Annotated in this window: 30 protein-coding genes, 3 tRNA genes and 2 other RNA genes; 27 read left to right on the plus strand and 8 right to left on the minus strand. The window is 37.6% G+C overall.

Features of this window, described 5'->3' with window-relative positions; translation table 11 throughout:
- Window positions 1-70: 70 nt before the first annotated feature.
- Window positions 71-823 (minus strand): YqcI/YcgG family protein, encoded by a 753-nt coding sequence (locus tag BR30_RS0112785; RefSeq protein WP_026565360.1) that lies wholly within the window; start codon window positions 821-823, stop codon window positions 71-73.
- 259 nt (window positions 824-1,082) lie between these two features.
- Here BR30_RS0112785 and BR30_RS33395 point away from each other — a divergent pair, with 259 nt between their 5' ends.
- From BR30_RS33395 to BR30_RS0112820, 9 genes are all read left to right on the plus strand, one after another.
- A complete protein-coding gene (locus tag BR30_RS33395) occupies window positions 1,083-1,682 on the plus strand; it encodes a hypothetical protein (RefSeq protein ID WP_051633601.1) in 600 nt (199 codons plus the stop codon).
- A 116-nt stretch (window positions 1,683-1,798) separates the two neighbouring features.
- Window positions 1,799-1,936 (plus strand): hypothetical protein, encoded by a 138-nt coding sequence (locus BR30_RS36680; RefSeq protein WP_155928597.1) that lies wholly within the window; start codon window positions 1,799-1,801, stop codon window positions 1,934-1,936.
- Between the two features lie 189 nt (window positions 1,937-2,125).
- Window positions 2,126-2,216: transfer RNA gene (locus BR30_RS0112800), tRNA-Ser, on the plus strand.
- A 9-nt stretch (window positions 2,217-2,225) separates the two neighbouring features.
- Window positions 2,226-2,587: a transfer-messenger RNA gene (gene ssrA / locus BR30_RS35885) on the plus strand.
- A gap of 73 nt (window positions 2,588-2,660) precedes the next feature.
- Window positions 2,661-2,736 (plus strand) — tRNA-Thr (locus BR30_RS0112805).
- Between the two features lie 32 nt (window positions 2,737-2,768).
- Window positions 2,769-2,840: transfer RNA gene (locus tag BR30_RS0112810), tRNA-Asn, on the plus strand.
- Window positions 2,840-2,923: signal recognition particle sRNA small type (gene ffs, locus BR30_RS35890), an RNA gene on the plus strand. The genes BR30_RS0112810 and ffs overlap by 1 nt, the downstream gene beginning before the upstream one ends.
- Before the next feature lie 195 nt (window positions 2,924-3,118).
- Entirely contained in the window at window positions 3,119-3,931 is an 813-nt protein-coding gene (locus BR30_RS0112815) for a protein phosphatase 2C domain-containing protein (RefSeq protein ID WP_026565361.1), read from the plus strand.
- 15 nt (window positions 3,932-3,946) lie between these two features.
- Complete coding sequence (locus tag BR30_RS0112820; protein WP_035445506.1) at window positions 3,947-4,417, plus strand: peptidoglycan recognition protein family protein; 471 nt, start codon at window positions 3,947-3,949, stop codon at window positions 4,415-4,417.
- Window positions 4,418-4,566: 149 nt separating this feature from the next.
- Here the strand turns inward: BR30_RS0112820 and BR30_RS0112825 are convergent, their stop codons facing one another.
- Window positions 4,567-5,184, minus strand: coding sequence for an NUDIX hydrolase (locus tag BR30_RS0112825; RefSeq protein WP_026565363.1), 618 nt, complete (start codon window positions 5,182-5,184; stop codon window positions 4,567-4,569).
- Between the two features lie 118 nt (window positions 5,185-5,302).
- Here BR30_RS0112825 and BR30_RS0112830 point away from each other — a divergent pair, with 118 nt between their 5' ends.
- From BR30_RS0112830 to BR30_RS0112855, 6 genes are all read left to right on the plus strand, one after another.
- Entirely contained in the window at window positions 5,303-5,935 is a 633-nt protein-coding gene (locus BR30_RS0112830; protein WP_081825437.1) for a nucleotidyltransferase family protein, read from the plus strand.
- Window positions 5,936-6,221: 286 nt separating this feature from the next.
- Window positions 6,222-8,423: a xanthine dehydrogenase family protein molybdopterin-binding subunit gene (locus tag BR30_RS0112835; protein ID WP_231507703.1), complete on the plus strand. Its 2,202-nt coding sequence runs from the start codon at window positions 6,222-6,224 to the stop codon at window positions 8,421-8,423.
- The gene (locus BR30_RS0112840; RefSeq protein ID WP_026565366.1) at window positions 8,420-8,896 is read left to right on the plus strand and encodes a (2Fe-2S)-binding protein; all 477 of its coding nucleotides are present in this window, start codon (window positions 8,420-8,422) and stop codon (window positions 8,894-8,896) included. Before BR30_RS0112835 ends, BR30_RS0112840 begins: the two co-directional genes overlap by 4 nt.
- Window positions 8,881-9,756, plus strand: a complete 876-nt coding sequence (locus tag BR30_RS0112845; RefSeq protein WP_026565367.1) for an FAD binding domain-containing protein — start codon at window positions 8,881-8,883, stop codon at window positions 9,754-9,756. The genes BR30_RS0112840 and BR30_RS0112845 overlap by 16 nt, the downstream gene beginning before the upstream one ends.
- Before the next feature lie 21 nt (window positions 9,757-9,777).
- Window positions 9,778-10,563 (plus strand): XdhC family protein, encoded by a 786-nt coding sequence (locus tag BR30_RS33400; protein WP_051633602.1) that lies wholly within the window; start codon window positions 9,778-9,780, stop codon window positions 10,561-10,563.
- A 336-nt stretch (window positions 10,564-10,899) separates the two neighbouring features.
- Window positions 10,900-11,742 (plus strand): aldo/keto reductase, encoded by an 843-nt coding sequence (locus BR30_RS0112855; RefSeq protein ID WP_026565368.1) that lies wholly within the window; start codon window positions 10,900-10,902, stop codon window positions 11,740-11,742.
- 120 nt (window positions 11,743-11,862) lie between these two features.
- Here the strand turns inward: BR30_RS0112855 and BR30_RS33405 are convergent, their stop codons facing one another.
- Together BR30_RS33405 and BR30_RS0112865 are read right to left on the minus strand one after the other, a co-directional pair.
- Window positions 11,863-12,282 carry a hypothetical protein gene (locus tag BR30_RS33405; RefSeq protein WP_051633603.1) on the minus strand — a complete coding sequence of 140 codons (420 nt, stop codon included), beginning with the start codon at window positions 12,280-12,282 and terminating at the stop codon, window positions 11,863-11,865.
- 127 nt (window positions 12,283-12,409) lie between these two features.
- Window positions 12,410-12,778 (minus strand): hypothetical protein, encoded by a 369-nt coding sequence (locus BR30_RS0112865; RefSeq protein WP_026565369.1) that lies wholly within the window; start codon window positions 12,776-12,778, stop codon window positions 12,410-12,412.
- A 406-nt stretch (window positions 12,779-13,184) separates the two neighbouring features.
- On the opposite strand from BR30_RS0112865, the gene BR30_RS0112870 reads away from it, so the two are divergent.
- The 7 genes from BR30_RS0112870 to BR30_RS0112900 all read left to right on the plus strand — a co-directional run bounded on the left by BR30_RS0112870 (window position 13,185) and on the right by BR30_RS0112900 (window position 18,423).
- On the plus strand, window positions 13,185-13,850 hold the full coding sequence (locus tag BR30_RS0112870) for an aquaporin (protein WP_026565370.1): 666 nt from the start codon (window positions 13,185-13,187) through the stop codon (window positions 13,848-13,850).
- Between the two features lie 170 nt (window positions 13,851-14,020).
- A complete protein-coding gene (locus tag BR30_RS0112875; RefSeq protein WP_026565371.1) occupies window positions 14,021-15,019 on the plus strand; it encodes a DUF3231 family protein in 999 nt (332 codons plus the stop codon).
- 326 nt (window positions 15,020-15,345) lie between these two features.
- Window positions 15,346-15,666, plus strand: coding sequence for a PadR family transcriptional regulator (locus BR30_RS0112880; protein ID WP_016114891.1), 321 nt, complete (start codon window positions 15,346-15,348; stop codon window positions 15,664-15,666).
- Window positions 15,667-15,736: 70 nt separating this feature from the next.
- Window positions 15,737-16,078 (plus strand): DUF1048 domain-containing protein, encoded by a 342-nt coding sequence (locus BR30_RS0112885; RefSeq protein ID WP_026565372.1) that lies wholly within the window; start codon window positions 15,737-15,739, stop codon window positions 16,076-16,078.
- Window positions 16,079-16,239: 161 nt separating this feature from the next.
- Window positions 16,240-17,001, plus strand: coding sequence for an ABC transporter ATP-binding protein (locus tag BR30_RS0112890; protein WP_026565373.1), 762 nt, complete (start codon window positions 16,240-16,242; stop codon window positions 16,999-17,001).
- Window positions 17,002-17,751 carry an ABC transporter permease gene (locus BR30_RS0112895; RefSeq protein WP_026565374.1) on the plus strand — a complete coding sequence of 250 codons (750 nt, stop codon included), beginning with the start codon at window positions 17,002-17,004 and terminating at the stop codon, window positions 17,749-17,751.
- A gap of 216 nt (window positions 17,752-17,967) precedes the next feature.
- Window positions 17,968-18,423, plus strand: a complete 456-nt coding sequence (locus tag BR30_RS0112900) for a C40 family peptidase (RefSeq protein ID WP_026565375.1) — start codon at window positions 17,968-17,970, stop codon at window positions 18,421-18,423.
- Window positions 18,424-18,534: 111 nt separating this feature from the next.
- Here the strand turns inward: BR30_RS0112900 and BR30_RS0112905 are convergent, their stop codons facing one another.
- Window positions 18,535-18,855, minus strand: coding sequence for a hypothetical protein (locus BR30_RS0112905; RefSeq protein WP_026565376.1), 321 nt, complete (start codon window positions 18,853-18,855; stop codon window positions 18,535-18,537).
- Between the two features lie 184 nt (window positions 18,856-19,039).
- Here BR30_RS0112905 and BR30_RS0112910 point away from each other — a divergent pair, with 184 nt between their 5' ends.
- Window positions 19,040-19,810 carry a class I SAM-dependent methyltransferase gene (locus BR30_RS0112910; protein WP_026565377.1) on the plus strand — a complete coding sequence of 257 codons (771 nt, stop codon included), beginning with the start codon at window positions 19,040-19,042 and terminating at the stop codon, window positions 19,808-19,810.
- Between the two features lie 108 nt (window positions 19,811-19,918).
- On the opposite strand, the gene BR30_RS0112915 is transcribed toward BR30_RS0112910, so the two are convergent.
- Window positions 19,919-20,326, minus strand: coding sequence for a VOC family protein (locus BR30_RS0112915; protein WP_026565378.1), 408 nt, complete (start codon window positions 20,324-20,326; stop codon window positions 19,919-19,921).
- Window positions 20,327-20,572: 246 nt separating this feature from the next.
- Between BR30_RS0112915 and BR30_RS0112920 the strand changes: the two genes are divergently transcribed.
- Window positions 20,573-21,511, plus strand: coding sequence for a GNAT family N-acetyltransferase (locus tag BR30_RS0112920; RefSeq protein WP_026565379.1), 939 nt, complete (start codon window positions 20,573-20,575; stop codon window positions 21,509-21,511).
- Between the two features lie 282 nt (window positions 21,512-21,793).
- Here the strand turns inward: BR30_RS0112920 and BR30_RS33410 are convergent, their stop codons facing one another.
- Window positions 21,794-22,384 (minus strand): DUF3231 family protein, encoded by a 591-nt coding sequence (locus tag BR30_RS33410; RefSeq protein WP_231507704.1) that lies wholly within the window; start codon window positions 22,382-22,384, stop codon window positions 21,794-21,796.
- Window positions 22,385-22,396: 12 nt separating this feature from the next.
- On the opposite strand from BR30_RS33410, the gene BR30_RS38855 reads away from it, so the two are divergent.
- The 3 genes from BR30_RS38855 to BR30_RS37830 all read left to right on the plus strand — a co-directional run bounded on the left by BR30_RS38855 (window position 22,397) and on the right by BR30_RS37830 (window position 23,793).
- Window positions 22,397-22,729 (plus strand): CBO0543 family protein, encoded by a 333-nt coding sequence (locus BR30_RS38855; protein ID WP_442852974.1) that lies wholly within the window; start codon window positions 22,397-22,399, stop codon window positions 22,727-22,729.
- On the plus strand, window positions 22,701-23,141 hold the full coding sequence (locus BR30_RS38860) for a CBO0543 family protein (protein ID WP_442852975.1): 441 nt from the start codon (window positions 22,701-22,703) through the stop codon (window positions 23,139-23,141). The genes BR30_RS38855 and BR30_RS38860 overlap by 29 nt, the downstream gene beginning before the upstream one ends.
- 199 nt (window positions 23,142-23,340) lie before the next feature.
- Entirely contained in the window at window positions 23,341-23,793 is a 453-nt protein-coding gene (locus BR30_RS37830) for a CBO0543 family protein (RefSeq protein WP_026565381.1), read from the plus strand.
- Between the two features lie 150 nt (window positions 23,794-23,943).
- Here the strand turns inward: BR30_RS37830 and BR30_RS37315 are convergent, their stop codons facing one another.
- A complete protein-coding gene (locus tag BR30_RS37315) occupies window positions 23,944-24,111 on the minus strand; it encodes a hypothetical protein (RefSeq protein ID WP_193568227.1) in 168 nt (55 codons plus the stop codon).
- Window positions 24,112-24,424: the final 313 nt, after the last annotated feature.

Below are 24,424 nucleotides of genomic sequence, written 5' to 3' on the forward strand. Positions count from 1 at the left end.
AAACTTGGACCTAAAAAGGTTCTTTTTGTTTAATTAGCAATAAAATAACCGCAGGTGGGTTCTCCTGCGGTCATTTGTCCGATTTAAAAAAGTTTAGAAACCGATGATAGGGGCATTTGGACAAGGACGTATCATCATCACGAAGAAAATATTGCCGCCACTCAAAATTATCCTCCGCCCCATAACTGTTTAGGTCGGGATGGATGGGCGCGGTATCATAGGCTGCCAGCCTTTTTCTCACTTGTTGTTTAATCCCTTCTGCGAAATGGGGTGATTTATTAAATTCCTGAAGGACCCAGCGAGGAGTAATGGCGAGCATCAGTTCATCAAAATGTCTGCTTTTTCGATTCTTATGGGCAGGGGTTGCACAGTACATAAAATATTTCTCCCCATGATAACAAAACTCCCATATAGGAAGATGGGGGTCCATGGGTATATCCTCTGGCCAATCACATCGGTCGATGCTCCGTAAGCCGCTGAGATGTTTCCAAAATATTTGTTCGTAATCTTCAACCGTATTGGCCACCTTCATTTCCTCGGGCGTTTCATAAAAAACAATCAGTGATGTGTTGCTGCCAATTCCTCTTGAAACTTGTGTGTAACTGCTTAAGACTTCTGCAAGTTCATATAGAGTTGAAGGTTCCCTCGGATCCCCAATAAAGCTGTAGCGTAGTTGATTTTTAGCGAATCCAATAGTTGCAGGGATACAGGGAAAGGGTTTTTCTTTGTCATTCATTTTAGTTGAGAATTTCTCTATCGCGTTCTTTTTCCAGTCCGTTAATTGATTACGGCCTATGGGATCATCTATATAAAGTCCTTTCATGATTGGCACCTCCATACTGCAGTATATTCATACGTACAAGAGTGGGGAGATGTCCTGATTTAAATGGGCAAACCGCTAGATACTTTGGCATATCGCTTGGTATAAAAGATTATAGGGCCATGGACTTTCTGATTGTCCTTGAAAAAAACAGGCATCAATTGCTGAGCAAAGAATAGGTGTTAAAGATGGCTTCAATTTCCAGCCTCTATGAGGGAAGGGGGCGATTGGACCGCCATTTTTCAATTCGAGGAGGATGCTTATGAGATTGATAACTTGGACGATGGGAGTATTTAAAAAGAAACATAAGATTACATCCGTTCCGTATACCAAAAATATGAAGCTCGTTGTAGGAAGCCTATTAGGTGCGATCGCTGCCATCCTTCAATCGGCAGGATTGATTGGCGGGATTGGCTATTCATTTAGTATTATGGCTACCGCACCAATTATCCTCGCAACCGTCCTTTCAATCCGAATTGGTCTATTAACATATGCAGTTTCTACATTGTTATTGGTCATCCTGCAGCCTAGTGAAGTCCTGGTCTTCCTGTTTACCACCGGCCTTCTCGGCATTGCTCTTGGAATAGGATTTAAATTCTGTAAAACAGGATCGATGGTTTCAGTCATGGGTGGAACCTTACTTTCAGCTGGGATTCTGATTGTACTTTACATATTCCAATTCCCCTTGTTAGGTCCCTCGATTTCAAGTAAGGTAAGTGGTACCGTGGTAGGAGGCGTTTTCCTTTTTGGTTTATTCTATAGCTGGATTTGGATGAATCTTAGCGTGCTGGGAATGAAGCATTTAAATAAAGTCATGGTGAGAAAGTTATTGGTAGAGAAAGATGAATCAAGCAGCAGGTAAAGAGGGATATTCAATTTGCGCCAATAAATCATTTTTTTTTAAAAATAATGCACGTTACTTCTCACTCAACATATAGTAACTTCTGTGAGGAAATTGATCGGAAGGAAGAAAGCACAATGAACAACCATGAATTAATAATTAAAACAACTAAAAATGATAACGATGGAGGAACTGGGTATAAAATTATTGAAATCAAAGTAAATGATCCATCTGAAAATTTATTTGCTGTAGTAACTCCTATAAAAATGAAATAGGATTGAAGTGTGAACTATTTGTATAAAGTTACAAGCTTAAACTAGGGGCCCCATCTTATTAAGAGGGGCCTTTTTATTTTTGTATCTAGTACTTTAGTACTACCAAAATTTACAGCTATTATCCATTTGGCAGACATGATATATTTCTCTTGTAAGTTGTTAATGGAACTGAAGCGAAACTTTTATTACAGAGAAGTACTCAAGAGGCTGAAGAGGCGCCCCTGCTAAGGGTGTAGGTCGGGTAACCGGCGCGAGGGTTCAAATCCCTTCTTCTCTGCCATTATATTATGGGAATGTCTTGGTATCGACAGGGATAGTTTGAGCTTATATGGCGAGTCGAGGGATTCGGCCTCGTTAAAACGATAAAGCCTATAACTGGCAAACAAAACAACAACTTCGCTTTCGCTGCCTAATAACAGACGATAGCGGTTCCTCCCTCCATCGTCCATGTGGTAGGGTAAGGGACTCAAATGAAGTGGACTACGCCGAATTCCACTGTCTGAGGATGAAGGAAGAGACGAACCAGACTAGCTGCTTCAACGCCTGTCAGTAGGCTAAAGAAGTAAGTGAATTCAATTCTACTGACTACACTCGTAGATGTATAAGTGCCAATATCTTTGCACACGGGTTCAACTCCCGTCATTTCCACTAAAACAAAAAAATATCTTGAAATAGATTCATTTTCCGATTATTATGTAAATATGACGTAAGGATTATGCTATTTGCCGGTTTAGCTCAATTGGTAGAGCAACTGACTTGTAATCAGTAGGTTGGGGGTTCAAGTCCTCTAGCCGGCACCATAGTTTTTTGCGCTAGCAAAATAACTTATTTTTCCGCAGTAGCTCAGTGGTAGAGCTATCGGCTGTTAACCGATCGGTCGTAGGTTCGAGTCCTACCTGCGGAGTTTAGTCCAACAAAGACACTAGGAAACTGGTCAGGGCGGGAACGCAGCAGCCATAACTAGTGAAATTGTGTGGACTATTACATAGGACAAAATAAACACTAAAAGATACCCTAAAAGTAAGTCACATCCAATTATCGGATGTGACTTTTTATATTTCTAGCAAATTTATTTAAAGAAACAGAAAATGAGTAACCATAAAATTTCTCATTAAATCATACAATGTCTTTATATATTTAATCGTTTTTCTGTTAATTTTATAACAAAAAGGTGGACAAAAAATGATAGTTGAGTCTTTATTATGTGCTGCCCCTCATAAAAGTGTAAGTGAAGATTCAATTGTATTAAATGAAAAGATAAACGTGTATGGGGTTTTTGATGGGGCAACTCCATTAATGCCATTCAAAGATGAAAACGGAATGAACGGTGCATTTATAGCATCTAATATATTTAAAGATTATTTCTTTAGACTCTACCAAAGTAACTTTTCATTAGTTGAAGGAATCATGGCTGCTAATAGAATGTTGAGAGAACGCATGGAGAAATACAAGGTGAATCAGGAAAAATATGAAAATCTTTGGTCAACATGCGCTGCAATTATAAAGATTGAAAAAGACGGAAAGATTTCATATGCTCAGCTTGGTGATTGTATGATTATTGCTGAGTATCAAAACGGAACCATAAAAGCCTTAACAAGGGATACTGTAAAAGATATAAGTTATAGAGCGAAGGCATGGCGTGAAGAACAAAGAAAACAAGGAAATAAAATTCCAGATGAGAAGTATTATCAGGATCGTACTCAACAGCTTATCTTTAATCGTTCATTAGCTAATAAGGAATATGGTTACACTGTAGCTAATGGAAAAAAAGAAGTTTTAAATTTTATTCAGCATGGTCAAGTTAATAGCAGTGAAATCAAAACATTATTAATGATAACAGATGGCCTTTTTCATCCAAACTATTCAATGGAAGAAACATTTAAAAAGATACATACAATCGGGTTACAAGTATACTCTATGGGATTAGAACAATATGAGAAAAGGAATAATCTTCGCTCAGATGATAAGACGGGGATCATGATTCAGCTTATGTGATGAGGAGAGGTCTACATGAAAGTAGAACCTAGATGGATTAAAGATATTAATTTATCATTCAAAGAACCGCTTATTGCTTTAAAAGATGTCATGTACATCATTGTACACCATACAGAAGAAATAGGTTGGGATATTTATAAGACGCATAGGTTTCATCAAGATCATCGTCGATGGAGTGGAATAGGATACAATTTTTTTATTGAGGATAATGGGGAAATTATTAAAGGAAGAGGATACCATGTTGGAGCACATGCCTATTCATATAATGAAAAATCAATAGGTATTTGTTTAGCTGGTAATTTTGATATTCATACTCCATCAATAGAGCAGCTAAAATCATTGAGTAAACTATGCATTTTCCTATTGCATCAATATAATTTATCATCTTCACACATTCTAGGACATCGTGAATTAAAAGGTGTCTCAAAAAGTTGTCCAGGTAAAAACTTTAATATGGGCCATTTCAGAGAATCTATTAAGATGTAGTGGCAAAATTATAAAGATTTTTATGTGTAAAGATTCGGGGCTTTAAAGAAAATAGAAATTTAAAACCAAGATGTATTTTGAGGAATCTCTAATATATCTTGGTCTAATATTTAGTGAATAAAAAAAGGAAGTTCTTTTATAAATTAAAGTTAATCAAAATAAACTGCTTCATGGGGATTTCTTAAATATTTAAAAGCCATCTCAATTTGTGTTTTTGTATTCCGGGCTGTTGACAGAGGAGGCAGTTCGTTTTCAGCAAAGAACTTCACTTCACTTGTTTCAATTCCTTTAGCTGGCTGCCCGCCAATTATTTCACATTGAATAAATATTTTATAAACATGAAAAGCAGAAGGAGGATGTGGGTGGCACTTTTTATCGGTTACAGCTAATACTCTGATCGGTTTCACGTTAAATCCCGATTCTTCTTTTACTTCCTTAACAGCGACTTCACTTGGGGTATGTCCAATGTCAGCCCATCCGCCAGGTAATGCCCAGTTACCATCGGTATTTTCCTTGACCATTAGTATTTTATTATCTTTAAAGACAACTGCCCTAATATCAACCTTAGGAGTTGCATAACCAGTTTCACCTGCAAATAAATCTTTGATTATAGGCCTGTCCATTTCAGTGTGATGTGCTAAAATGTCAACGCTTATATTTCTTATTAATTCAAATCTCTCCAAGTCATAAACATCTTTTGAATACGTTAATCCCGCCTGCGCAATGGATTGAAGTTGTTTCGCCCAATCCAGCCATTTAGGTTCCAATATCATCATCACCCGTTCGTCTAATAGTATTTACTATTACTATATATATACAACAAGCAAAAATTTGCTACAACTCTTGTACAAGAGTTTAAAAAATATTAAGAAACAAGACTAATTTATGATTAAGATTAAACAAAAAGTAGAAGGTGAGAAAATGGAAGCAATCATCCTAGCGGCTGGCTATTCCAGCCGAGCGAATGCGTTTAAAATGACTTTGCCATTGGGAGAAATGAGCGTTTTAGAGCATACAATTTCTAAATTTGAAGGAACATGCAGAAAAGTCATCGTCGTAGCGGGGTTTCAAGCAGAACTCATCCAAGAAGAAATGGCAAAAATCATTCATAAAAATGCCTATTCATTTCAGATTAAATATATTTACAACGAAAACTTTTACCAAGGAATGTTTTCTTCCATTCAAAAGGGCTGCCACGAAGTAAATAACTCAACCTTCTTTATAACTCCAGGAGATTGTCCACTTGTTAAAAAAGAGACTGTTCAACTAATCGCAGAACAAAAAGGGAACGTAGTGATTCCCAGCTTTAATTATAAAGGTGGTCACCCAATCAAATTATCAAGCCAAGTGAAACAGAAAATTCTCGAATCCAATCCAGAGAGTAATTTACGTGTGGTCCTTAACAATCATGAAAAGAAGTATGTAAATGTAGAGGATCCAGGAGTACTTTTGGACATGGATACACCGGAGGATTACCAAAAAGCAGTTCATTATTATCATGATTGTATTTGTAAATAATTTTATATGTTTTTATGATTTTGCAGCTTAACTCCATCGGCTTGTTTTAATGCAAACAGGCAGATTGGTTAGAGCTGCATTTTTTATTTGTGTTTTTCTAACGATGCCGATTGAACAGAAATGAACAAGCAAATGATCTGAAAATACTATGTCAAATATTCTTACATAAATTGGTTAAGCTTCCCATTATTAAAATATAATGAAACCAACGAAATTCTTGAATGAAATGAATCATAAAATATGATTCTCATTTATAAAATCATAGGAAGAGGCTTCTATTAATTAAATGTCTCATGTTAAAAATGAGTCGAAGGGTGTTGTTGGAATGAATCTAAAAGACATAAGCACCTCAGTGCCCAAAAAGGACCATGGTGGGAAAGTATCGGGCCAGCTGCCCTATATTAGTGACGTGAAAGTGGAAAATATGGTTTATGGTGTTTTTTATCGGTCGCCGATTGCCTATGGAAAAATCAAATCGATTCAATTACCTAGCTTTCCAGAAGGATATGAAGCAGTTGGTGCAGAGGATATCCCTGGTCCGAATTATGTCAAAATTATCAAAGAAGATCAGCCCATTTTTGCCAATGAATGGGTCAATTATATTGGTGAGCCGATACTGATGCTCGTGGGAAAAGACTTGGATATCCTGTACGCTTTGTTAAATGAAGTAAATGTCGAATTTGAAGAACATCAGCCTATTTATTCATTGGACGAAGCGATTCAACAAAAATCCACTTCAGGCGTTAATATGGCAAGCTATGAATTCGGAGAAAGTTTAGAAAGCATTTCGGTGATCGAACAGGGAGCCCATCAGATTATTGAAGAAGAATATGATACGGGTTATCAGGAGCATGTCTACCTTGAACCGCAAGGAATGCTCGCCATTTATAAGGATGATGAAATTGAAGTACAGGGATCAATGCAATGTCTATATTATATAAAAAATGCCTTACTAAGCGCTTTAGCCTGTGATGACGATGAAGTCAGAGTGGTCCAAAGCCCGACTGGCGGAGGTTTTGGCGGCAAAGAAGATTTTCCTTCGATGATGGCATGTCACGTAGCAGTTGCGGCAAAAGCAGTTAAAAAATCAGTGATGCTCGTGTTCGACCGTGCTGAGGATATGGTGGTGACCACGAAAAGGCACCCAGCCAAACTAAAATATCGAACGGCCATTGATAAGGAAGGAAATATCTTAAGCCTGTGTGTTGAAATCTATCTGGATGGCGGAGCGAATGTGGGGTTGAGTTCTGTCGTGTTGCAGCGCGCCTTAATAAACAGTGCCGGAGTTTATAAGATTCCTCATTTTCATGCAAAAGGCTATGTCTTAAAGACCAATACCGTTCCGAATGGCGCTTTCAGAGGCTTTGGTGCTCCACAGAGTTTTGCCGGTATCGAAAGTCATATGGGACATCTTAGTAAACAGGCAAACATCGAACCACTTGAATATAAACGAAAATACCTCGTCAAACAAGGAGACCCCACCATCACCAAAGGTATATTCCGCGATCCAATATTAGTAGAAGAAATGATTGAGGACCTTCTCAATTCCTCAGATTACAAAAAGAAAAAACAGGAGTTTCAACGTTTCAATCAACAAAGTCAGCGTTATAAAAAAGGCATTGGAACTTCCTTGTTCCTCCACGGCTGCGGATTTACGGGCAGTGGCGAACGAGACCATATTAAAGCAACGGTGAAACTGGTTAAATCAAAGGACGACCAGGTCTCACTAAAAATCTCAAATTCTGATATGGGACAAGGAATCTATACGACGTTGAGTAAAATTGTCGCAAAAGAACTCGACCTCCCATATGAAAGAGTTTTGTATCCTTCTCCTGATACAAAAGAGGTTCCAGACTCCGGTCCGACCGTAGCCTCCCGGACAACGATGATTGTTGGAAAATTGCTTGTACGGGCCGCTAAAAAACTGAAGGGTCAGTGGCAAGCAGGGGTGGAACAAGAAGTAGTGGAACATTATGCTCATCGTGAAATGATTCCGTGGGACGAGAAAACCTTCACTGGAGATGCTTATCCGGCATATTCATGGGGTGTGAATATCGTTGAACTGGAAGTGGATACGTTAACAGGGAATGTAAAGCTAGAAAAAGTATACGGCAATTATGAAGTGGGGAAGGTCATTGATGACCGAATTATGAAAGGCCAAATTGACGGTGGTTTGGCTCAGGGCTTAGCGTACGGATATTTAGAAAAGATGACGTCACATCTTGGCAAAATCCAACAAAAAAGCATATCGGATTATGGACCACCGACTTCCTTGGACGTTGTTCCCATCGAAAGCAAGGTCTTTGATAACCCCTATGCGGATGGTCCATACGGTGCAAAGGGTGCAGGTGAATTGACGTTAATCGGCGGAGCTCCAGCCGTCCAAGCCGCGATTGAGGATGCACTGCAAACTTCTTTTCAGCAAATTCCGATTACACCGGAAGTCATTATTGAAAGTCTTAGGGTGAAAGAAGGTGAAGAAGGTTGATTAAATTCACACTAAATGGGAGAACGATAGAAACGGACGCCGCTCCCACAGTAAGATTACTAGATTTAATAAGAGAAGAGTTTGGGTTAATTGGGACGAAGGAAGGCTGCGGTGAAGGGGAGTGCGGTGCCTGCAGTGTGTTTGTGAATAACCTCCTGCAAAATAGCTGCCTGATCCCCATTGGTTCGATTGAGGGAGCTGATGTTCAAACGATAGAAGGGATTATGGAAACGGAACAATTTAAGATATTAGATGAGAGTTATTCTGATGCAGGAGGGGTGCAATGCGGTTATTGCATTCCTGGGATGGTCATGGCAAGTGCCGCTTTATTATCCAAAAACCCTCATCCTTCAGAGGAAGAAATCCGTGAAGGTATTTCCGGAAATCTGTGCCGATGTACGGGCTACAATATGATTGTGGATGCAATCAACCTAGCAGCGAAAAAAGGGGACGGCTTATGGCAGAAAAAATAACCTCGTACCGCTTCGAACATTTAGACGACACGTTAAGTCAATTGAACAAAGAAGATTGTGCCATCATGGCGGGTGGAACTGATGTCATGGTCCTTCACAAAAGCCGAAGAGGAGTAGCTCCGAAAATTCCCAAACCGATTATTTTTATTGATCATTTGTCCGAACTAAAGCGGGTCTATCAAAATGAAAAGGATCTTCACATCGGGGCTTGCTGTACCTATAGCGATTTACTGGAAGCACGGTTAATCCCAGTACCATTAAAGGACGCCATCAGAACGATTGCAGCACCGGCTATTAGAAACAGAGGGACATTAGGCGGGAATATTTGCAATGCATCTCCGGCTGGCGACACACTGCCATTATTATATGTATATAACGCAAAACTTGTGCTGCGCTCCGTTAAAGGTGATCGTGTAGTTGCTATTAGCGATTTTATTCAAGGTCCACGAAGGATCGGGCGGAATCAAAATGAGATTTTGGCTGAAATCATATTGCCGTCTGTATTAGAAGAAGGCGCTCAAGTCGTTTTCGAGAAAGTCGGCAACCGTAATGCTGATGCTATTGCCAAAGTAGGATTTGCAGGATATATCCGAATCAATGCTGCTCGAATCGATGATGTGCGCTTTGCCTTCGGGGCGGTCGGACCTACAATGGTCCGTTCCATTGATATTGAAAAGAAGCTGGTCGGAAAAACCATTCCATTAGCCGATGCTGACATCGCTCAAGTGGTAGCGGCCTTCGGTAAGATTATTCGGCCAATTGACGATCAGCGCTCTACAGCAGCTTATAGAAAAACCGTTGCCTTAAATCTATTACGCTATTTTCTGAGCATGAGGCAATATCAACCGAATGAATGTTAATAAAAAGGGGGGAGCTTATTCATGCTATTGATGGAAAAAGTGGCCTTACTGAACCGTCAAAACGAAACCTTTGCCTTAGCCATGATCATCGAATCAAAGGGCTCAACCCCCCAGCATGTTGGAAAAATGATAGTATACCGTGATGGTACGATTGAAGGCACTGTCGGAGGGGGCTTGGCTGAATACTATATCATCGAAGAGAGTGTTAAAGCCCTCCAAATCGGCAAATCGAAAATCGTGGAATACAAATTAAATAGACATGCAAAAGATGGAATTCAAATGAGTTGTGGGGGAACGTTGCGGGTGTTTATTGAAGTCTATACTAGCAGGCCAGAACTCGTTCTATGTGGAGCCGGTCATTTAGCCTATGCGTTATCAAAGCTTGCCGATTTCCTTGAAATTCCTTATTGCATTGTAGATGATCGCGTGGGATATTGTACGAAGGATCGCTTTCCGAATGCGACGAACCTTTATGTAAATGAGGATATTGAAAAGGCCATACTCGCAGCCGACTTAAATGAGAAATCATATGTGGTGATTGTGACAAAAGATGGAGATGATATCGTCTTAAAAACAGCACTACAATTTCCGATTGCCTATGTTGGCATGGTTGCCAGCAAGCGCAAGGTCATAACGATTTATGAAAAATTAAAAAGTGAAGGCGTCAGTGAAGAACAGTTGGAGCAGGTACATTCTCCAATCGGTTTGAACATTGGTTCGGAGACGACTCAAGAAATTGCCGTTAGTATTATCGGGGAAATCATCAAAGCTAGTAAGGAAAAAAAGGTGAAACAGTTAAGTAAATAAGTAGGATAGGAGAGACGGGGAAAGTCTAGTCCATCGCTATCTTTAGATCTAATCGAGTATAATATAAAAACGATAAAACACTTACAAATGTTGAAATATCAATATTTGTAAGTGTTTATTTGTTTAGGTAAATTGGTCCATCATACATTACTTCTTATAGCTTAATAAGGATTAATTGTTACTTAGAAAATAAGATCTATTAATACTAACCATATATTATTTTTAATAATAAATAAAAATATATTCCCGATCTTTAGAACCCATGAAAAGTAAATTCCTGAAAACTATTCAAAATTATGCTAATCTTAAGATATTACTAAAAGGAGGGATTGGATAATGAGTAAAGCTATTCCAGAGGTGACTCTTAATGATGGGTTAACTTTGCCGGTGATTGGACTGGGCACATATAAGCTAAAAGGAAATGAAGGGGTTAATTCCATCCTAAGTGCAATGAATATAGGTTATCGATTAATAGATTCTGCTTATAATTATGAAAATGAAGGAACGGTAGGGGAAGCAGTTAGACGCAGTTCGGTTCCTAGAGAAGAGTTAAGAATTACTTCCAAATTACCCGGGCGTTATCAATCGTATAACAATGCAGTAACGACAATTGAAGAATCCTTATACCGCGCCCATCTAGATTATTATGATTTATATTTGATTCACTGGCCCAACCCAAAGCAAGACCAATATGTGGAAGCATGGGAAGCATTAATTGACGCAAAAAAGAAGGGGATCATTCGTTCCATTGGTGTATGTAATTTCTTGCCTGAACATATAAAGCGTCTAGAGAAGGAAACAGGTGTTAAACCCAGTGTGAACCAAATTGAATTACATCCTTACTTCAATCAAGCGGATCAAAGAATTTGGCATGAAGAACATGAGATTAAGATCGAGTCTTGGAGCCCATTAGCTCGCGCCAATGATATTTTACATAATAACTCGCTTCAAATGATTGCCAACCAGCACAATAAATCCATTTCACAAATAATTCTTCGCTGGCATTATCAACTGGGGGCTATTTCGATCCCTAAATCTGCTTCTCCAACAAGGCAACTTGAAAATATCTCAATCTTTGACTTCACCTTGAATGAAACAGAAATGAGCCTGATCTCAGGATTAACTCGCCCAGATGGAAGAATCAATAATCAAGACCCAGCTGAATACGAAGAATTTTAATCTAGTAATGTGATAGAAAATCACTCAAATTGTAAAAAACGCCTTCAAATATTATTTTTGAAGGCGTTTTGTTTAAGGATACTTGTTAAGTGATTTTAAAGTTCTTCTGATTCAGCCTTATTAATTTTTACTTCTATAACTAACATTATTAACGTGGTGGATTGGAATGCGAACGAGTTCCTCATTGGAGACCAAATGAACAAGATCATCTTTTACATCACAGAGTACACCCTTAACCGCTTCAGAATTGCCGCGATTAATTTTTACCCAATGATATTTCAATGATTTTAGTAGGTGTTTGAATTTCTCAGCTTTTATAATATTCTCAGGAACTTCAACGTCGAAATCCCATTTTCCTTTCATATTTTCTGTAAAACTTTTAATCTGATGGGTTTGGTAATAAACGACTCCATCCTTTTCTGTAAGAACGGCGATATAATCGTCCCCTTCATACAATAACTTGGAAATTTTGGATTGTGAACCGTCTCTATTTACCTTGATAACTGATTCTTTAAAATATTTCATGAGGTCTTCACTCATATACTAATTCTCCCCTTTACGTTATTTAATAACACTGCATCATATGTAAAAAGGGAGAAACTTGTCCTAAGCAAATGGCCTGTTTTTTATTTGTTAGGTCTATTATTTTGAAAAGATATTTTACTTTCTAGCCCTTAACCACGAGCCAAAGGGAAACTTCCGAATCTGCATTTGAGGCATTGTGGAGAATTATAACCATGACATTCGACTCTTTTGGACCATTTTGTAAAGAATAGATATGTTCCATTGGATCCGTTAAGTATCCCGAAGTGATAACGTTTTCATTTTCACGTGCTATTAATCGAAAGTCTAGATATTCACGACTATTTATCTGGACCCCAGGTCTCCACATATAACGTTTGAAACCATTGCCTAGATCCTCTTCCGTAGCATTTTGATAACTCAATTCGAACCGTCTTTTATTCATAAAATCACGTGATTGTTTCGGTTGATTCGTAAAATGCAGCCATCCATTTACAGTTGAAAATTTAGTCATTGGGATCATCTCCTAGTCTATTAAATATAAAGTATTACTTTTTATATCGTTGTAAGTAATCAATTAGATAGTTCATTACCTTATGTATATTTGACTTTACGGATGCTATTCCAGAATTTCTTCCTTCCAATATTTATCATACCATCTTTATAATTTATGGCTGTGTGAAAAGTCATTGTTGATATCCCGGTTATTAAAAATAATGATTAAATCTTGGTTAGAAAGTCTTATTAGCCCATATTTGTCATATATTCATATTAACTTAGAGCTCTAAGGATAAAACAATAGCTGTCAGCATAACGTTTCATACTGCTTTAGGACCCTGTATAGCCATGTCAAAACCCTGCAAAAATGACCCTATTCTTAGCAAAATCGCGTTTTTACCACTTGTGAGGAGGGAAATTTTATGTTTAAAAAGGGGATTGCTGAATTAATTGGCACTTGTGTTCTTGTTTTGTTTGGAACTGGAACAGCCGTTTTTGGCGGCGGAGTAGATGGAATTGGCATTTTTGGTATTGGCCTCGCCTTCGGGTTGTCCTTACTCGCCATGGCCTACAGCATTGGAACCATATCTGGATGCCACTTAAACCCGGCTGTCTCCATTGCTATGTTTGTCAATAAGCGAATAAATGCGAAGGAACTTGCAGGATATATCGTGGCACAAGTCATAGGTGCGTTATTAGGAACAGCACTATTACAAACCATTTTAAAATTATCAAACATGTCTATAGCAAATCTAGGTCAAAATGGCTTTGCCAATCTCGAATCATCAGGTGCCTTTTTAGTGGAAGCGGTTTTAACTTTCGTCTTTATTTTAGTGATTATGATTGTTACTGGTAAAAAAGGAAATGCATCTTTCGCTGGACTTGTCATTGGATTAACGCTATTATTAGTTCACCTAATTGGCATTCCATTGACCGGTTCGTCCGTTAACCCTGCACGTAGCCTTGCACCAGCAGTATTTGCTGGTGGTGACGCTGTCTCTCAATTATGGGTATATATCATCGCCCCAATTGTCGGCGGTGTAATCGCAGCTTGGGTAGGAAAATATATCTTTGACACGGAAAAATAATATGGGAATCACCGATTAGGCAGCTGTCTTTTTAAATATTTTTAAACACAAGAGTGTACCATTTTTAGTACACTCTTTTTTGTCATTCTTTCTTTTTTCATCTTATAACACATATTTTCTTGGAAAATAGGTGAAAATAATCCTATATTCCAACATTATAGGGTGAAAAAATGAATCAAAGCAAAGAAAGATTAACCTCGCCAGAGATTGCGAATTTATGGACCCATTATTTACGTGAGACAATGGGACTTTGTGTAATCAAGTACATGATAAAAAACATTCAAGACCCGGAAATACAAAAAAATTTTCTGACTTCATATGGAATTTCTGAAACGCATATAAACAAAATGAAAGAGATATTTCATCAAGAAAATTTTCCTGTTCCTAAAGGGTTTAATGAAGAAGATGTTAATTTGGATGCTCCCCCTTTATTTACGGATTTTTTTTGCTTAAATTATATTCACACTATGACTATGCATGGGAGTCAGTCTTACAGTCTGGCATTTACCGTTTCGATTCGTCAAGACCTTAGAGATTTTTATTACCAATGTAATATAGACGCTATGGATTTATATAACCAATCAATAGAGGTACTTATTGCAAAAAAACTTCTTGAAAAACCACCATATTATGCAACACCAGATAAAATTCATTTTATCAATACCCTTGATTATGTAACTGACATGATAGCCAGTAAAAGAACCATGAATGCTATGGAATGTGGTAATATCTATTTTAACTTAGAAAAGAGCTTGATCACAAAAGGATGTCTTGTTGCTTTTAAACAAGTATGTAAAGACAAAGCAATCACTAAGTTTTTAGAAAAAAGTATTAATGTAGCCAATAAACACATTGGCACATTTACGAATCTTTTACTTAAAGAAGACCTTCATTTACCTCGTACATATGACTCGGAAATAACGAATTCAAATGTTGCTCCATTTTCTGAAAAACTTATGTTGTTTCATTCAGGCATTTTATTTGCTGCAGCAATATCCTATTATGGTTCTGCAGCGATATATAGTATGCGAGCAGATATTGCACTACAATGTGAAAAAGCTATTTTAGATGATTTAATGGTTTATAGTCATTTCGGTAAATTAATCATTAAAAGACGCTGGATGGAGCAGCCTCCTAATGCGGATGACAGGAAAATCATTGATAATTGATATTATCAAAAAGCCGAAAATATGCAGCTTCTTATTCATTACTTGCATATTTTCGTTATTTTTTCATTCAAAAAACATACTCTCATAAATAAGACAAGTAGGAGAATATGCTTGGTTGTAAATGATTCAGCAATATTAGAAATTTATTAAAAAGAACATAGAAAAACGGTTGACATTCCTGCTACTCGGTGTTACGATGTACTTGTAATAAGCAATACTTAATAGTGCGATTTCCTAAACGCTATTAAGTAAAAAAATTTACCTTAGTACTAAGTTATACTGAATATAAGTCAGACAAAATAGAGGAGGTAAAGGAGGATCTGAATATGGAAAATTTAACTGAAATGCTGAAGGGGTCGCTGGAAGGCTGCGTGCTGGAAATCATCAGCCGCCATGAAACATATGGCTACGAGATTACCCGCCGCCTAAACGATCTCGGGTTTACCGAAGTCGTGGAAGGGACGGTCTACACCATCCTCGTGCGATTAGAAAAGAAAAAACTTGTGAACATAGAAAAAAAACCGTCCGATATGGGGCCACCCCGTAAGTTTTACTCACTTAATGAGGCTGGCCGCCAGGAGCTTGAACTGTTTTGGAAAAAGTGGGATTTTGTATCATCAAAAATCAATGTCTTAAAGTCAATCTAGCTTCATAAGATATTCCGTCTAATATTTTTCGAGTGTCTAGTTCAGTTATATAAAAAAGGAGGAAAATATCATGTTAGAAATGTTCAAAAAAATGATTGGTGATAAAAAAGAGTACAAAATAATGATGGCACGGGTTGAAGCCCTGCCAGAGGACTATCAGTTTGTTTTTAAGAAAATTCAAAACTACATGTGGAATTTCTCAGCGGGCAACGGGATGGATATGCTGCACATGCAGTATGAATTAATCGAGTTATTCGAAGCTGGTGCGGCGGAAGGTAGACAAGTGCTGGAAATCACTGGTGACGACGTGGCTTCCTTTGCCGACGAACTAGTGGCAAACGCTAAAACCTATTTCGCGAAGTATCGTGAAGATTTGAATCAGAGTATCATGAACCGATTGGGAAAAAAGTAAATTCAATAGATAATTCCTGCTGAATAGCTGGTTACAAATGTATTGTGTCACCTTCACTATTCAGTAATATTTTTAACTAGGTAGTAAGTAATACAGATTATCAGTCAGACTGAGTAGATAGGTATAGGCAATCTAGCGCTCTATAAAAGGAGGAAACAAGTATGAACAATGCAGCGATTTCTGTAAAAGGGTTAAAAAAATCCTTTAAAGACAAGGAAGTCTTAAAGGGGGTGGATTTTGAGGTCCGGCGAGGCGAAATTTTCGCACTGCTGGGCTCAAATGGAGCGGGCAAGACGACCACGGTCAACATCCTCTCTACGCTGATGAAGCCTAATGGCGGCGAAGTTGGTATTTGTGGCTTTGACGTCCAACGTCAACCGGATCAAGTTCGCCAGAGCATCAGCCTGACAGGGCAGTTCGCAGCTTTAGACGGCATGCTCACCGGAAGGGAAAACCTGATGATGATCGCCAAGTTGCGGGGTGTTTCCAATCCCGCTCAAGTCGCCGACAATCTGCTTGCAAGATTCAGCCTGCGTGACGCGGCCCATCGCCGGGCGGATAAGTATTCCGGCGGGATGAAGCGCCGGCTTGACATCGCCATGAGCCTGATCGGGACGCCAGCAGTTATTTTTCTCGACGAACCGACGACAGGGCTTGACCCTGAAGCGCGGATGGAAGTCTGGGCTGCCGTCAAGGAGCTTGCCGGCGGCGGCACGACCATCTTGCTGACGACCCAGTACCTGGAGGAAGCCGAACAACTGGCGGACCGTATCGCCATCCTGCATGGCGGAAAAATCATCACGACCGGTACCCTTACGGAACTCAAAGAGATGTTCCCGCCAGCGAAAGTGGAGTACATCGAGAAGCAGCCAACATTGGAGGAAATTTTCCTCGCGATCATCGGCAAAAAGGAGGAGATGTAAATGAAAAGCAATACAGGGGTATTACTTGGGCGTTTAATGCGGAACATCATGCGGAGCCCGGATACGATTATCACGGTGGCGATTACGCCGATTATGATGATGCTGCTGTTTGTCTACGTATTTGGCGGCGCCATAGAGACAGGCACGGACAACTACGTCAATTATTTATTGCCGGGAATCTTGCTAATGGCTATCGCATCCGGCGTCGCGTACACTTCCGTGCGGCTGTTTACGGATGTAAAGAGCGGGCTTATGGCGCGTTTCATTACTATGCCCATCAAGCGCTCGTCGATATTGTGGGCTCACGTACTGACCTCGCTTGTTTCCAATGCTCTTACTGTTGTGGTAGTTATCCTGGTCGCGCTCTTGATGGGCTTCCGAACCAGCGCTGATATCCTGGATTGGCTCGCGGTAGCTGGGATTATCGGGCTGTTTACGCTGGCGCTAACATGGCTGGCGGTCATTCCCGGATTGACCGCGGGGTCTATGGAAGGGGCGACAGCCTACTCATACCCACTCATTTTCCTGCCATTTATCAGTTCAGCCTTTGTCCCCACCGAAACCATGCCTAAAGTTGTCCGTGCGTTCGCAGAGAACCAGCCCGTGACTTCCATCGTGAATGCGATTCGTGCCCTCTTGTATGAAGGGTCTGTTGGCAACGGTATCTGGATTGCGCTTGCATGGTGCGTTGGCATCATGGTCATCGCTTACTTCTTCGCCAATAACGCATTTAAACGCCAGTTAGGGTAAGAACACCGTTGGTTCGGTGTCTCGTGGCATGAAAAAGTCCTGTTCAATGATATGAACCGGACTTTTTTATATAGAAATTCAATCGCTAGTTTCTATAAAGAATCAAGAAAATTATATTAGAAATACTTTGTAATAATATTAACATATTGCTGTGATGAGTCTGTTATAACTTTCTAGTATAGTGAATCTATCAAATCACACTAGGAGGAAACAATCATGCTAAAGAAATTCATCATAGCCTTTACCATCTTAGCTTCTTGTGGCTCTTTGTTCGCCGCCAAGGGTGAAAAAGCGGAAGCAGCAACCTATAATTATCATACAGCAGCGATTTCGATTGCGAAATCTAATCTTGGGGTTCCTTATCGATGGGGCGGGATGTCGCCAAGCGGATTTGACTGTTCAGGTCTTGTGAAGTATTCTTACGGAAAAGCAGGAAGGACACTAAACCGTACAGCTGCCCAAATGTATTATGGAAACGGTTATAGACCATCTAATTTGCAGATTGGCGATTTACTATTCTACGCACCGACCAAAGCAAGTGCCCCAACCCATGTAGCCATTTATATTGGATACGGGAAAATGATCATGGCATCCTCTTCAAAAGGAGTCATTGTCACCTACACAAACAACTCTTATTGGCATCCTAGATATATTGGTTCAAAGCGCGTATAAAGATCATCTTAACGATGGTCTTTTTTTTATTCAATTAACGAGTATTTTAGCGAAGGATCATGTAGTGTACTATGATAAAGTTACTTCCATTATTTAAGTTGGCCTTCTTTTTTAAATCTTTACCTCTATCCCGTTTTCTATATAAATTGTTTTTTGTAATCCGGTTTGGTTTTCCAGATATTCGAATACATTTTTTGCTGTGCTTCTGATCAACACGCTCAGGCCTAGGTTGTCAAACACGCGTGCATAGCAGCGGATTATCAACGTATTATTTTCTGTGAAGAAATGATAATAGACGGTTTCTTTCTGTATTTTCGAAAAACAGTGGATAAATAGATATTCATCTGTTGGTACTATTCCTTTTATCAAAAGTTCTTTTTGAACGATTCGTTTTATTTCCGCCATTTGATTCTCTGATAAATTTATTCTCATACCAGCTTCACCATCTTATTTTTGATCTATATATTTAATCCAGTTTCATTATACGAAAGTGCGAGTTCGCCTGTCACAAAGCGCGAAATAGTTAAGAATATCTTTAAAGATTAAACAAAGGATTATTCATTTCCTTTATAATTATAACAAACAAAAAATAAATTATTTAAGGATAGTTGAAAACATGAAAACAAAAACAAAATATCAAACCTGGATTCGAATTTACAAACTAATAATTTTTTTGGTTATTTCACTTAGTCTTCTCTTCATAACATTATTCCCTGTTAATATATATCTGCGACTCCTGGCAGGGATGTTAGCGGTGCCTTTTATTTACATAGCATTTATACTTTCTTATTCTGTTTACCAATTCGCACCATTCGGGGGAAATTATCAGTCAAAAATTCATGATTTAATTGTTGCCAAGGTGAATGGGGCTAGAAAAGGAAAAGTACTAGATATAGGAACAGGCAGTGGTTCCCTGATTATTAAACTGGCAAGGACTTTTCCTAAGTCCATATTAACGGGAATTGATTATTGGGGCGGTAATTGGGAATATTCGAAAGCTCAATGCCAACAGAATGCTGAAATAGAAGGGGTCTCTGATAGGATTGATTTTCTGAAAGCAAGTGCTGCAGAGCTCCCTTTTCATAATGATGAATTTGATATAATTGTCAGTTGTTTAACTTTTCATGAAGTAAAAGATCAAAGAAATAAAACTGAAGTAATAAAAGAGGCATTAAGAGTGTTAAAACCTGGTGGAGAATTTGTCTTCTTAGATTTGTTTTTGGATGAAAAAATATTTGGGGATCAAGAAGAGCTTTTAAATGTCTTAAAGAAACATGGGGTTTCTGAATTGAATAGTTACACACTTGCTAATGAAATGAAATTGCCAAAGCTCTTATTGACTAAAAAAGTATTAGGAAATGCAATGATTTTGAGCGGAAGGAAATAAGTGGTTGATATTCCAGAATTCAATTCAAAAAGCATGAACAAGCAATAGAGCTGAAGAAAGAATCTTCAGCTCTTAACGTGTTTAGTAGAATATGTATGATGGGATTGCCTATCCATTCACTGTAAACATCCAACTAACGCCATATTTGTCCTTTACAGAACCATGCAGCTTGGCAAAGAATGTTGGTTGAAGATCCATAAAAACAGATCCTCCATCTGCAAGCACATTCCATGCCTGTTTCGCTTGCTCTTCAGAGTCAAGCTCAACACTGATGACCACTTTCTCTCCGTTTGGAATGTCCCGTTTTCCATCCGAACCCATAATGATGCCTGAATCGGTTAATTTCAATTGTGCATGCAGGACAAGATTTTTATCGCTTTCAGAAATTGGAAAATTAGGATCTGGTGGCATCTCACCGTATTTTTGCATTAAAATCATTTCGCCATCAAAAGCTTTTTGATACCATTCAAAAGCCTCTGCGCATTCTCTGTTGAACATTAAATAAGGTTTAATCATTGCACATTCTCCTTTAACATTAAATTAGGCTAACAGCTGGTTTGGTCCTAATAAACATTATAAACGAACATTTGTTCTTTTTCAATATTTAAAAAACACATATACCATTACTGTCCTAAAAAATGACATGTATACAGTTATCCTAAACCTTTTTGAGAATCTTCCGCAAAGTTAGTGATGTAATGGGTCTTTTGTCTTTCCATTAGAAATAAAAATTTATTAATCTTAAAATAATGGGGGAACGCTATGGAAATGGTAATTCGTGACATGATAATGGAAGAAGACTCGCCATGGGTTTTGCAAATAATAAACCAATTCAATAATGAACCCATTAGTTTAGTGACTTTCAAAAATAATCATAATGCCTACAATCATTCTCCAATTATTAAACGGATGGTATTGGAGTTTAATAAACGAATCATTGGTTTTGGTTTCGTGGTTAGTGAAACACCTAATATTCCTCCAGATTTCCTTTTTGAAAAAATATTTGTAGATATGCAATATCAGAGACAAGGATTTGGAAGAATAATTGAATCGGTTCTTTGGAGTTCTGTAATAGATACCAAACCCAAGGGAATTCAGACCATCATAAATGAAATCGATTCAAAATCTAAAGATTGGGCTGAAAAGTATGGATTTGTTGTGAAAGAAGCCCAGTTTGAGTCGGTACTTGATTTAACTTCTGATTCACTTTCTAGTATTGATGAAAATTTAAAGCAGCACGAGAAAAATGGTTTAACATTCAAAACTATGGAGAATTATCCAAGTGAGAAGCACTTTGAACTGTTATGTGAACTGTTTAGAACCTTAATAAAGGATGCTCCAGATTGCAATGGGACTGAAATGAGAAAGGATATGGCAGCGTCTATATTAAAAACCTTCAAACCAGAGTATATTATCCTCGCCATGATCGATAATCGTTGGATAGGTATGACTGTTTTGTTTAATAGAAATAATAACGAGATTTACAATTATTTTACAGGAACCATTGTGGAAATGCGTGGCCACGGCATTGCAGCCGCATTAAAATTAAAAGCCATTTCGAAATCAATTCCAATGGGATATATTCGTATGCGAACAAATAACTTATCAACCAACTACCCGATGTTATCTGTCAATAAAAAACTTGGTTTTGTTCAACAGCCTGGAAAATTGATCCTAACGAAGCAACTTGTTTGGAGATAAAGTTCTAGAGAGTGAAAACTTTCTCTTATCTCATTATTCTTTTTTAACAGATTATTTACGAATGTACTTAAAGGAACGGGTGCTTGAGTACAAAATGAATCGCCCTGGCGATCCTTTTCAGATTCTATTCGTGTTATTGTTGATTAGGTAAAACAAAAAAACAATCCATCTCTTAGACGCTAGATTGTTTTTTGTTTCGAAAGGCTTTTGGGGTGAATTCCTCCGCCGCTTCCAAGGTAATCTTTTCATTAAAATTCTTATTCAAATAATGGACATTTTTTCTCATTTTTCAGAACCCTGTGCCAAAGATTTTCTATCAATCGCTTCAGGTTGTTTTTCAAACCAACCATGTTTAACCATAATGTTGTAAGAAATTGCACCAGCCTCCATCGCATGGGTAAATACTTTAGAATAGTTCAAGAGTATATCTGATCTGAAGCTGGAACCTATTGATGCACCATAATATGTAAGAGCCGCATTTACTAAAAACCCTGCGTGAAACATGATCAACTTGTCAGAAAATGGACTTACAGTCGAATCAGTAATTTCATTATCCCATTTCTCAGGTATTGGCAAATGATCTTGTTGTAAGATACCGTCAAAGCTTTGCGAATCTTTCCCTGCTAATTTAACGTTTTTCAACAAAAAATTACGAACGTCATCCTGTACCGCCACCTGACTAAAAGCTAAACTTAACGAACTGATAAATCCAGTTTTCGTTGAATTAAAGAAAAGGGTGCTGATTTCCGAACTATTTAATGGTCTTTTGTCTCCAATTAAATTATCAATGAATCCTGTTGAATCCATAAACATCGGCATATTTGGTGAAGGAATGGATGGAACACTTGTAAATTTTGGCTGATTTTTAGCCAATTCCACAATTTTTTGGAACAGCAATTCTTTTTAGTTTGTATTATCCAAAAATACAAAAATAAAATGGTTAAAGTTACATACTATCTGATAATTACAGGCCTATTTACTATTCTTGAGGTTGTGATTGAAAGGTACACGAATCTAGCACAATATAATAATTGGCGTTGGTACTGGACTTTTATATCGGTTTTGATTGTTTTATTTATCAACCATTCCTATTATTCATGGTATAAAAAAGAACTGGTGCCAGTAAGTAAAGTAAATTATGAGTATAGAATTATGTGTTTTGATCATCTCGTGGACAGTAGCTATAGGAATGTTATGGTGGAAAATACCAAGGAATAGGCTGAGGGAAGCACACCTGGTTTTCTTGTTTGCCCAAGCGATAGGATGGTTGTACGTATTTATTCAAAGTAGATTAAGGAATATAATTTTTCCATATCGTGAGTTTCCATACGCATCTGCTATGTTATTTTCTTTACATTACATTATCTATCCAACTTTTAATGTCTTATTTATTATGTGGTGTCCAAAGAATAAGGGGAAATTTGTACGAATCTTTTATAGCTTGGTATTCATTGGCATACATCAATTGTACGAATTCTTACTAGAACGCTACACAAATTTAATTGAAAATAATAACTGGCATTGGTATTTCGGCATACTGACAAAACTCATAATTTATTTCATCATTTTTAGCTTTTATAAATGGTATAATAAAGGATTAAAGACACCCAATAAAACTGTTATCAAATAAAAATTTCACTTAAACTAAATGGGTACGTTTGTTTAACAAGCAATGCAGCAATTATAATCAATATCTTGATCTTCCGCAATCGGGCGCTTTTCCGGAAAGCGTCTTTTTTAATGGATTTTATGCAATTGATAAAATCTTTAATCTTTACTTTGGTTATACTCATTGATAAGCAAAGTAAAAATAGGGGGCTATTTTATCTATGGAAAGAATAATACTGTGGTCACTGCTCATAATCGGGATCACCCTATTGTTTTCAAGTTTAAGAAAACCACCAATCAAAAATTGGATATTAATTTTTTCATTGGCCTCTTATTTTTCAACGTTTTTTGGTGTTCTTGTTGTAGAAGAGAAAATGCTCGAATATCCAGTGAGATTTTTAAGTAACTATTTTAGTTCCAGCCTTCTTTATGAATATCTTCTATTTCCAGTTGTTTGTATTTACTTTTATCAAACGACTTATCGTTCAAGATATCTCAACATTGTTCTACAATGTATTTTGTACACCACTGTTTTAACGATAATTGAGTTTTTTTTTGAAAGATATACCGAATTAATTAAATACCATACATGGACGTTGAAATACACATTTATAAGCACCCTTCTTCTAATGATGTTTATCCGTTTCCTGATGCAATTGATAAACAAGAAGTAAAGAGGTATTTAAGGAATCTCCATTGCAAGGTTTACCAATTCTTTAACTAGGCCGTTTAGTTGAAGAAGAAAAACGTTTAATGCGTATTTTTGACTTAAATTGCGAAAAAAAATGAACTGTACTATGAAGTCAGTTCAATTAATTAGTATTTTATTTTTTAAGAGGGGAAATGACATTGTTATAAAAAAATCTTTCCCATTTAGCCAACAAACCATTTCCATTTTCACCACGTTGTATTTTCATTTCGTGGTTCTTATGAAATTCTGCTATTCGTTTATTATGTTCTTTATGCCATTGATGGAGAGCAACTTGTTTCATTTTTATTCTCCTCTCGTTTAATACCTTAATTATATAGTTCCGGTTGGAAATTACAAAGTAAATTTTGCCACAAAAATTGACATAAAGATGTTAAACAGATGGGAAAATTATGCAATGAGAATGGGAGTACGATATTTGAAATTGAACCTGTAAGATGAAGAACAACAATGTCGTAATACGAGGATATTGTGTCAGAATGGTTTTTGGGTTGTAGGCTTTTTTTACCTATTTATTAAGATATTCGAAAATAAAACTCTTTTATTCATTTCAAAATACGTTATAGTAGTTGTTTTAGTTTTATTGTTAATTCATT

This window comes from Bacillus sp. UNC41MFS5, assembly GCF_000686805.1.

Bases quoted from the DNA above. Each gene is read 5' to 3' on its own strand.
- BR30_RS0112845 (WP_026565367.1), top strand. From the start codon at position 8,881: ATGGCAGAAAAAATAACCTCGTACCGCTTCGAACATTTAGACGACACG.
- BR30_RS0112820 (WP_035445506.1), top strand. From the start codon at position 3,947: ATGAAAGTAGAACCTAGATGGATTAAAGATATTAATTTATCATTCAAA.
- BR30_RS0112885 (WP_026565372.1), top strand. From the start codon at position 15,737: ATGTTAGAAATGTTCAAAAAAATGATTGGTGATAAAAAAGAGTACAAA.
- BR30_RS0112920 (WP_026565379.1), top strand. From the start codon at position 20,573: ATGGAAATGGTAATTCGTGACATGATAATGGAAGAAGACTCGCCATGG.
- BR30_RS0112865 (WP_026565369.1), bottom strand. From the start codon at position 12,778: ATGACTAAATTTTCAACTGTAAATGGATGGCTGCATTTTACGAATCAA.
- BR30_RS0112875 (WP_026565371.1), top strand. From the start codon at position 14,021: ATGAATCAAAGCAAAGAAAGATTAACCTCGCCAGAGATTGCGAATTTA.
- BR30_RS36680 (WP_155928597.1), top strand. From the start codon at position 1,799: ATGAACAACCATGAATTAATAATTAAAACAACTAAAAATGATAACGAT.
- BR30_RS0112895 (WP_026565374.1), top strand. From the start codon at position 17,002: ATGAAAAGCAATACAGGGGTATTACTTGGGCGTTTAATGCGGAACATC.
- BR30_RS37315 (WP_193568227.1), bottom strand. From the start codon at position 24,111: ATGAAACAAGTTGCTCTCCATCAATGGCATAAAGAACATAATAAACGA.
- BR30_RS0112905 (WP_026565376.1), bottom strand. From the start codon at position 18,855: ATGAGAATAAATTTATCAGAGAATCAAATGGCGGAAATAAAACGAATC.
- BR30_RS33395 (WP_051633601.1), top strand. From the start codon at position 1,083: ATGAGATTGATAACTTGGACGATGGGAGTATTTAAAAAGAAACATAAG.
- BR30_RS0112880 (WP_016114891.1), top strand. From the start codon at position 15,346: ATGGAAAATTTAACTGAAATGCTGAAGGGGTCGCTGGAAGGCTGCGTG.
- BR30_RS0112835 (WP_231507703.1), top strand. From the start codon at position 6,222: ATGTCTCATGTTAAAAATGAGTCGAAGGGTGTTGTTGGAATGAATCTA.
- BR30_RS0112785 (WP_026565360.1), bottom strand. From the start codon at position 823: ATGAAAGGACTTTATATAGATGATCCCATAGGCCGTAATCAATTAACG.
- BR30_RS33405 (WP_051633603.1), bottom strand. From the start codon at position 12,282: ATGAGTGAAGACCTCATGAAATATTTTAAAGAATCAGTTATCAAGGTA.
- BR30_RS38860 (WP_442852975.1), top strand. From the start codon at position 22,701: ATGTTATGGTGGAAAATACCAAGGAATAGGCTGAGGGAAGCACACCTG.
- BR30_RS37830 (WP_026565381.1), top strand. From the start codon at position 23,341: ATGGAAAGAATAATACTGTGGTCACTGCTCATAATCGGGATCACCCTA.
- BR30_RS0112870 (WP_026565370.1), top strand. From the start codon at position 13,185: ATGTTTAAAAAGGGGATTGCTGAATTAATTGGCACTTGTGTTCTTGTT.
- BR30_RS33400 (WP_051633602.1), top strand. From the start codon at position 9,778: ATGCTATTGATGGAAAAAGTGGCCTTACTGAACCGTCAAAACGAAACC.
- BR30_RS0112815 (WP_026565361.1), top strand. From the start codon at position 3,119: ATGATAGTTGAGTCTTTATTATGTGCTGCCCCTCATAAAAGTGTAAGT.
- BR30_RS0112915 (WP_026565378.1), bottom strand. From the start codon at position 20,326: ATGATTAAACCTTATTTAATGTTCAACAGAGAATGCGCAGAGGCTTTT.
- BR30_RS0112900 (WP_026565375.1), top strand. From the start codon at position 17,968: ATGCTAAAGAAATTCATCATAGCCTTTACCATCTTAGCTTCTTGTGGC.
- BR30_RS0112830 (WP_081825437.1), top strand. From the start codon at position 5,303: ATGATTAAGATTAAACAAAAAGTAGAAGGTGAGAAAATGGAAGCAATC.
- BR30_RS0112910 (WP_026565377.1), top strand. From the start codon at position 19,040: ATGAAAACAAAAACAAAATATCAAACCTGGATTCGAATTTACAAACTA.
- BR30_RS0112855 (WP_026565368.1), top strand. From the start codon at position 10,900: ATGAGTAAAGCTATTCCAGAGGTGACTCTTAATGATGGGTTAACTTTG.
- BR30_RS0112890 (WP_026565373.1), top strand. From the start codon at position 16,240: ATGAACAATGCAGCGATTTCTGTAAAAGGGTTAAAAAAATCCTTTAAA.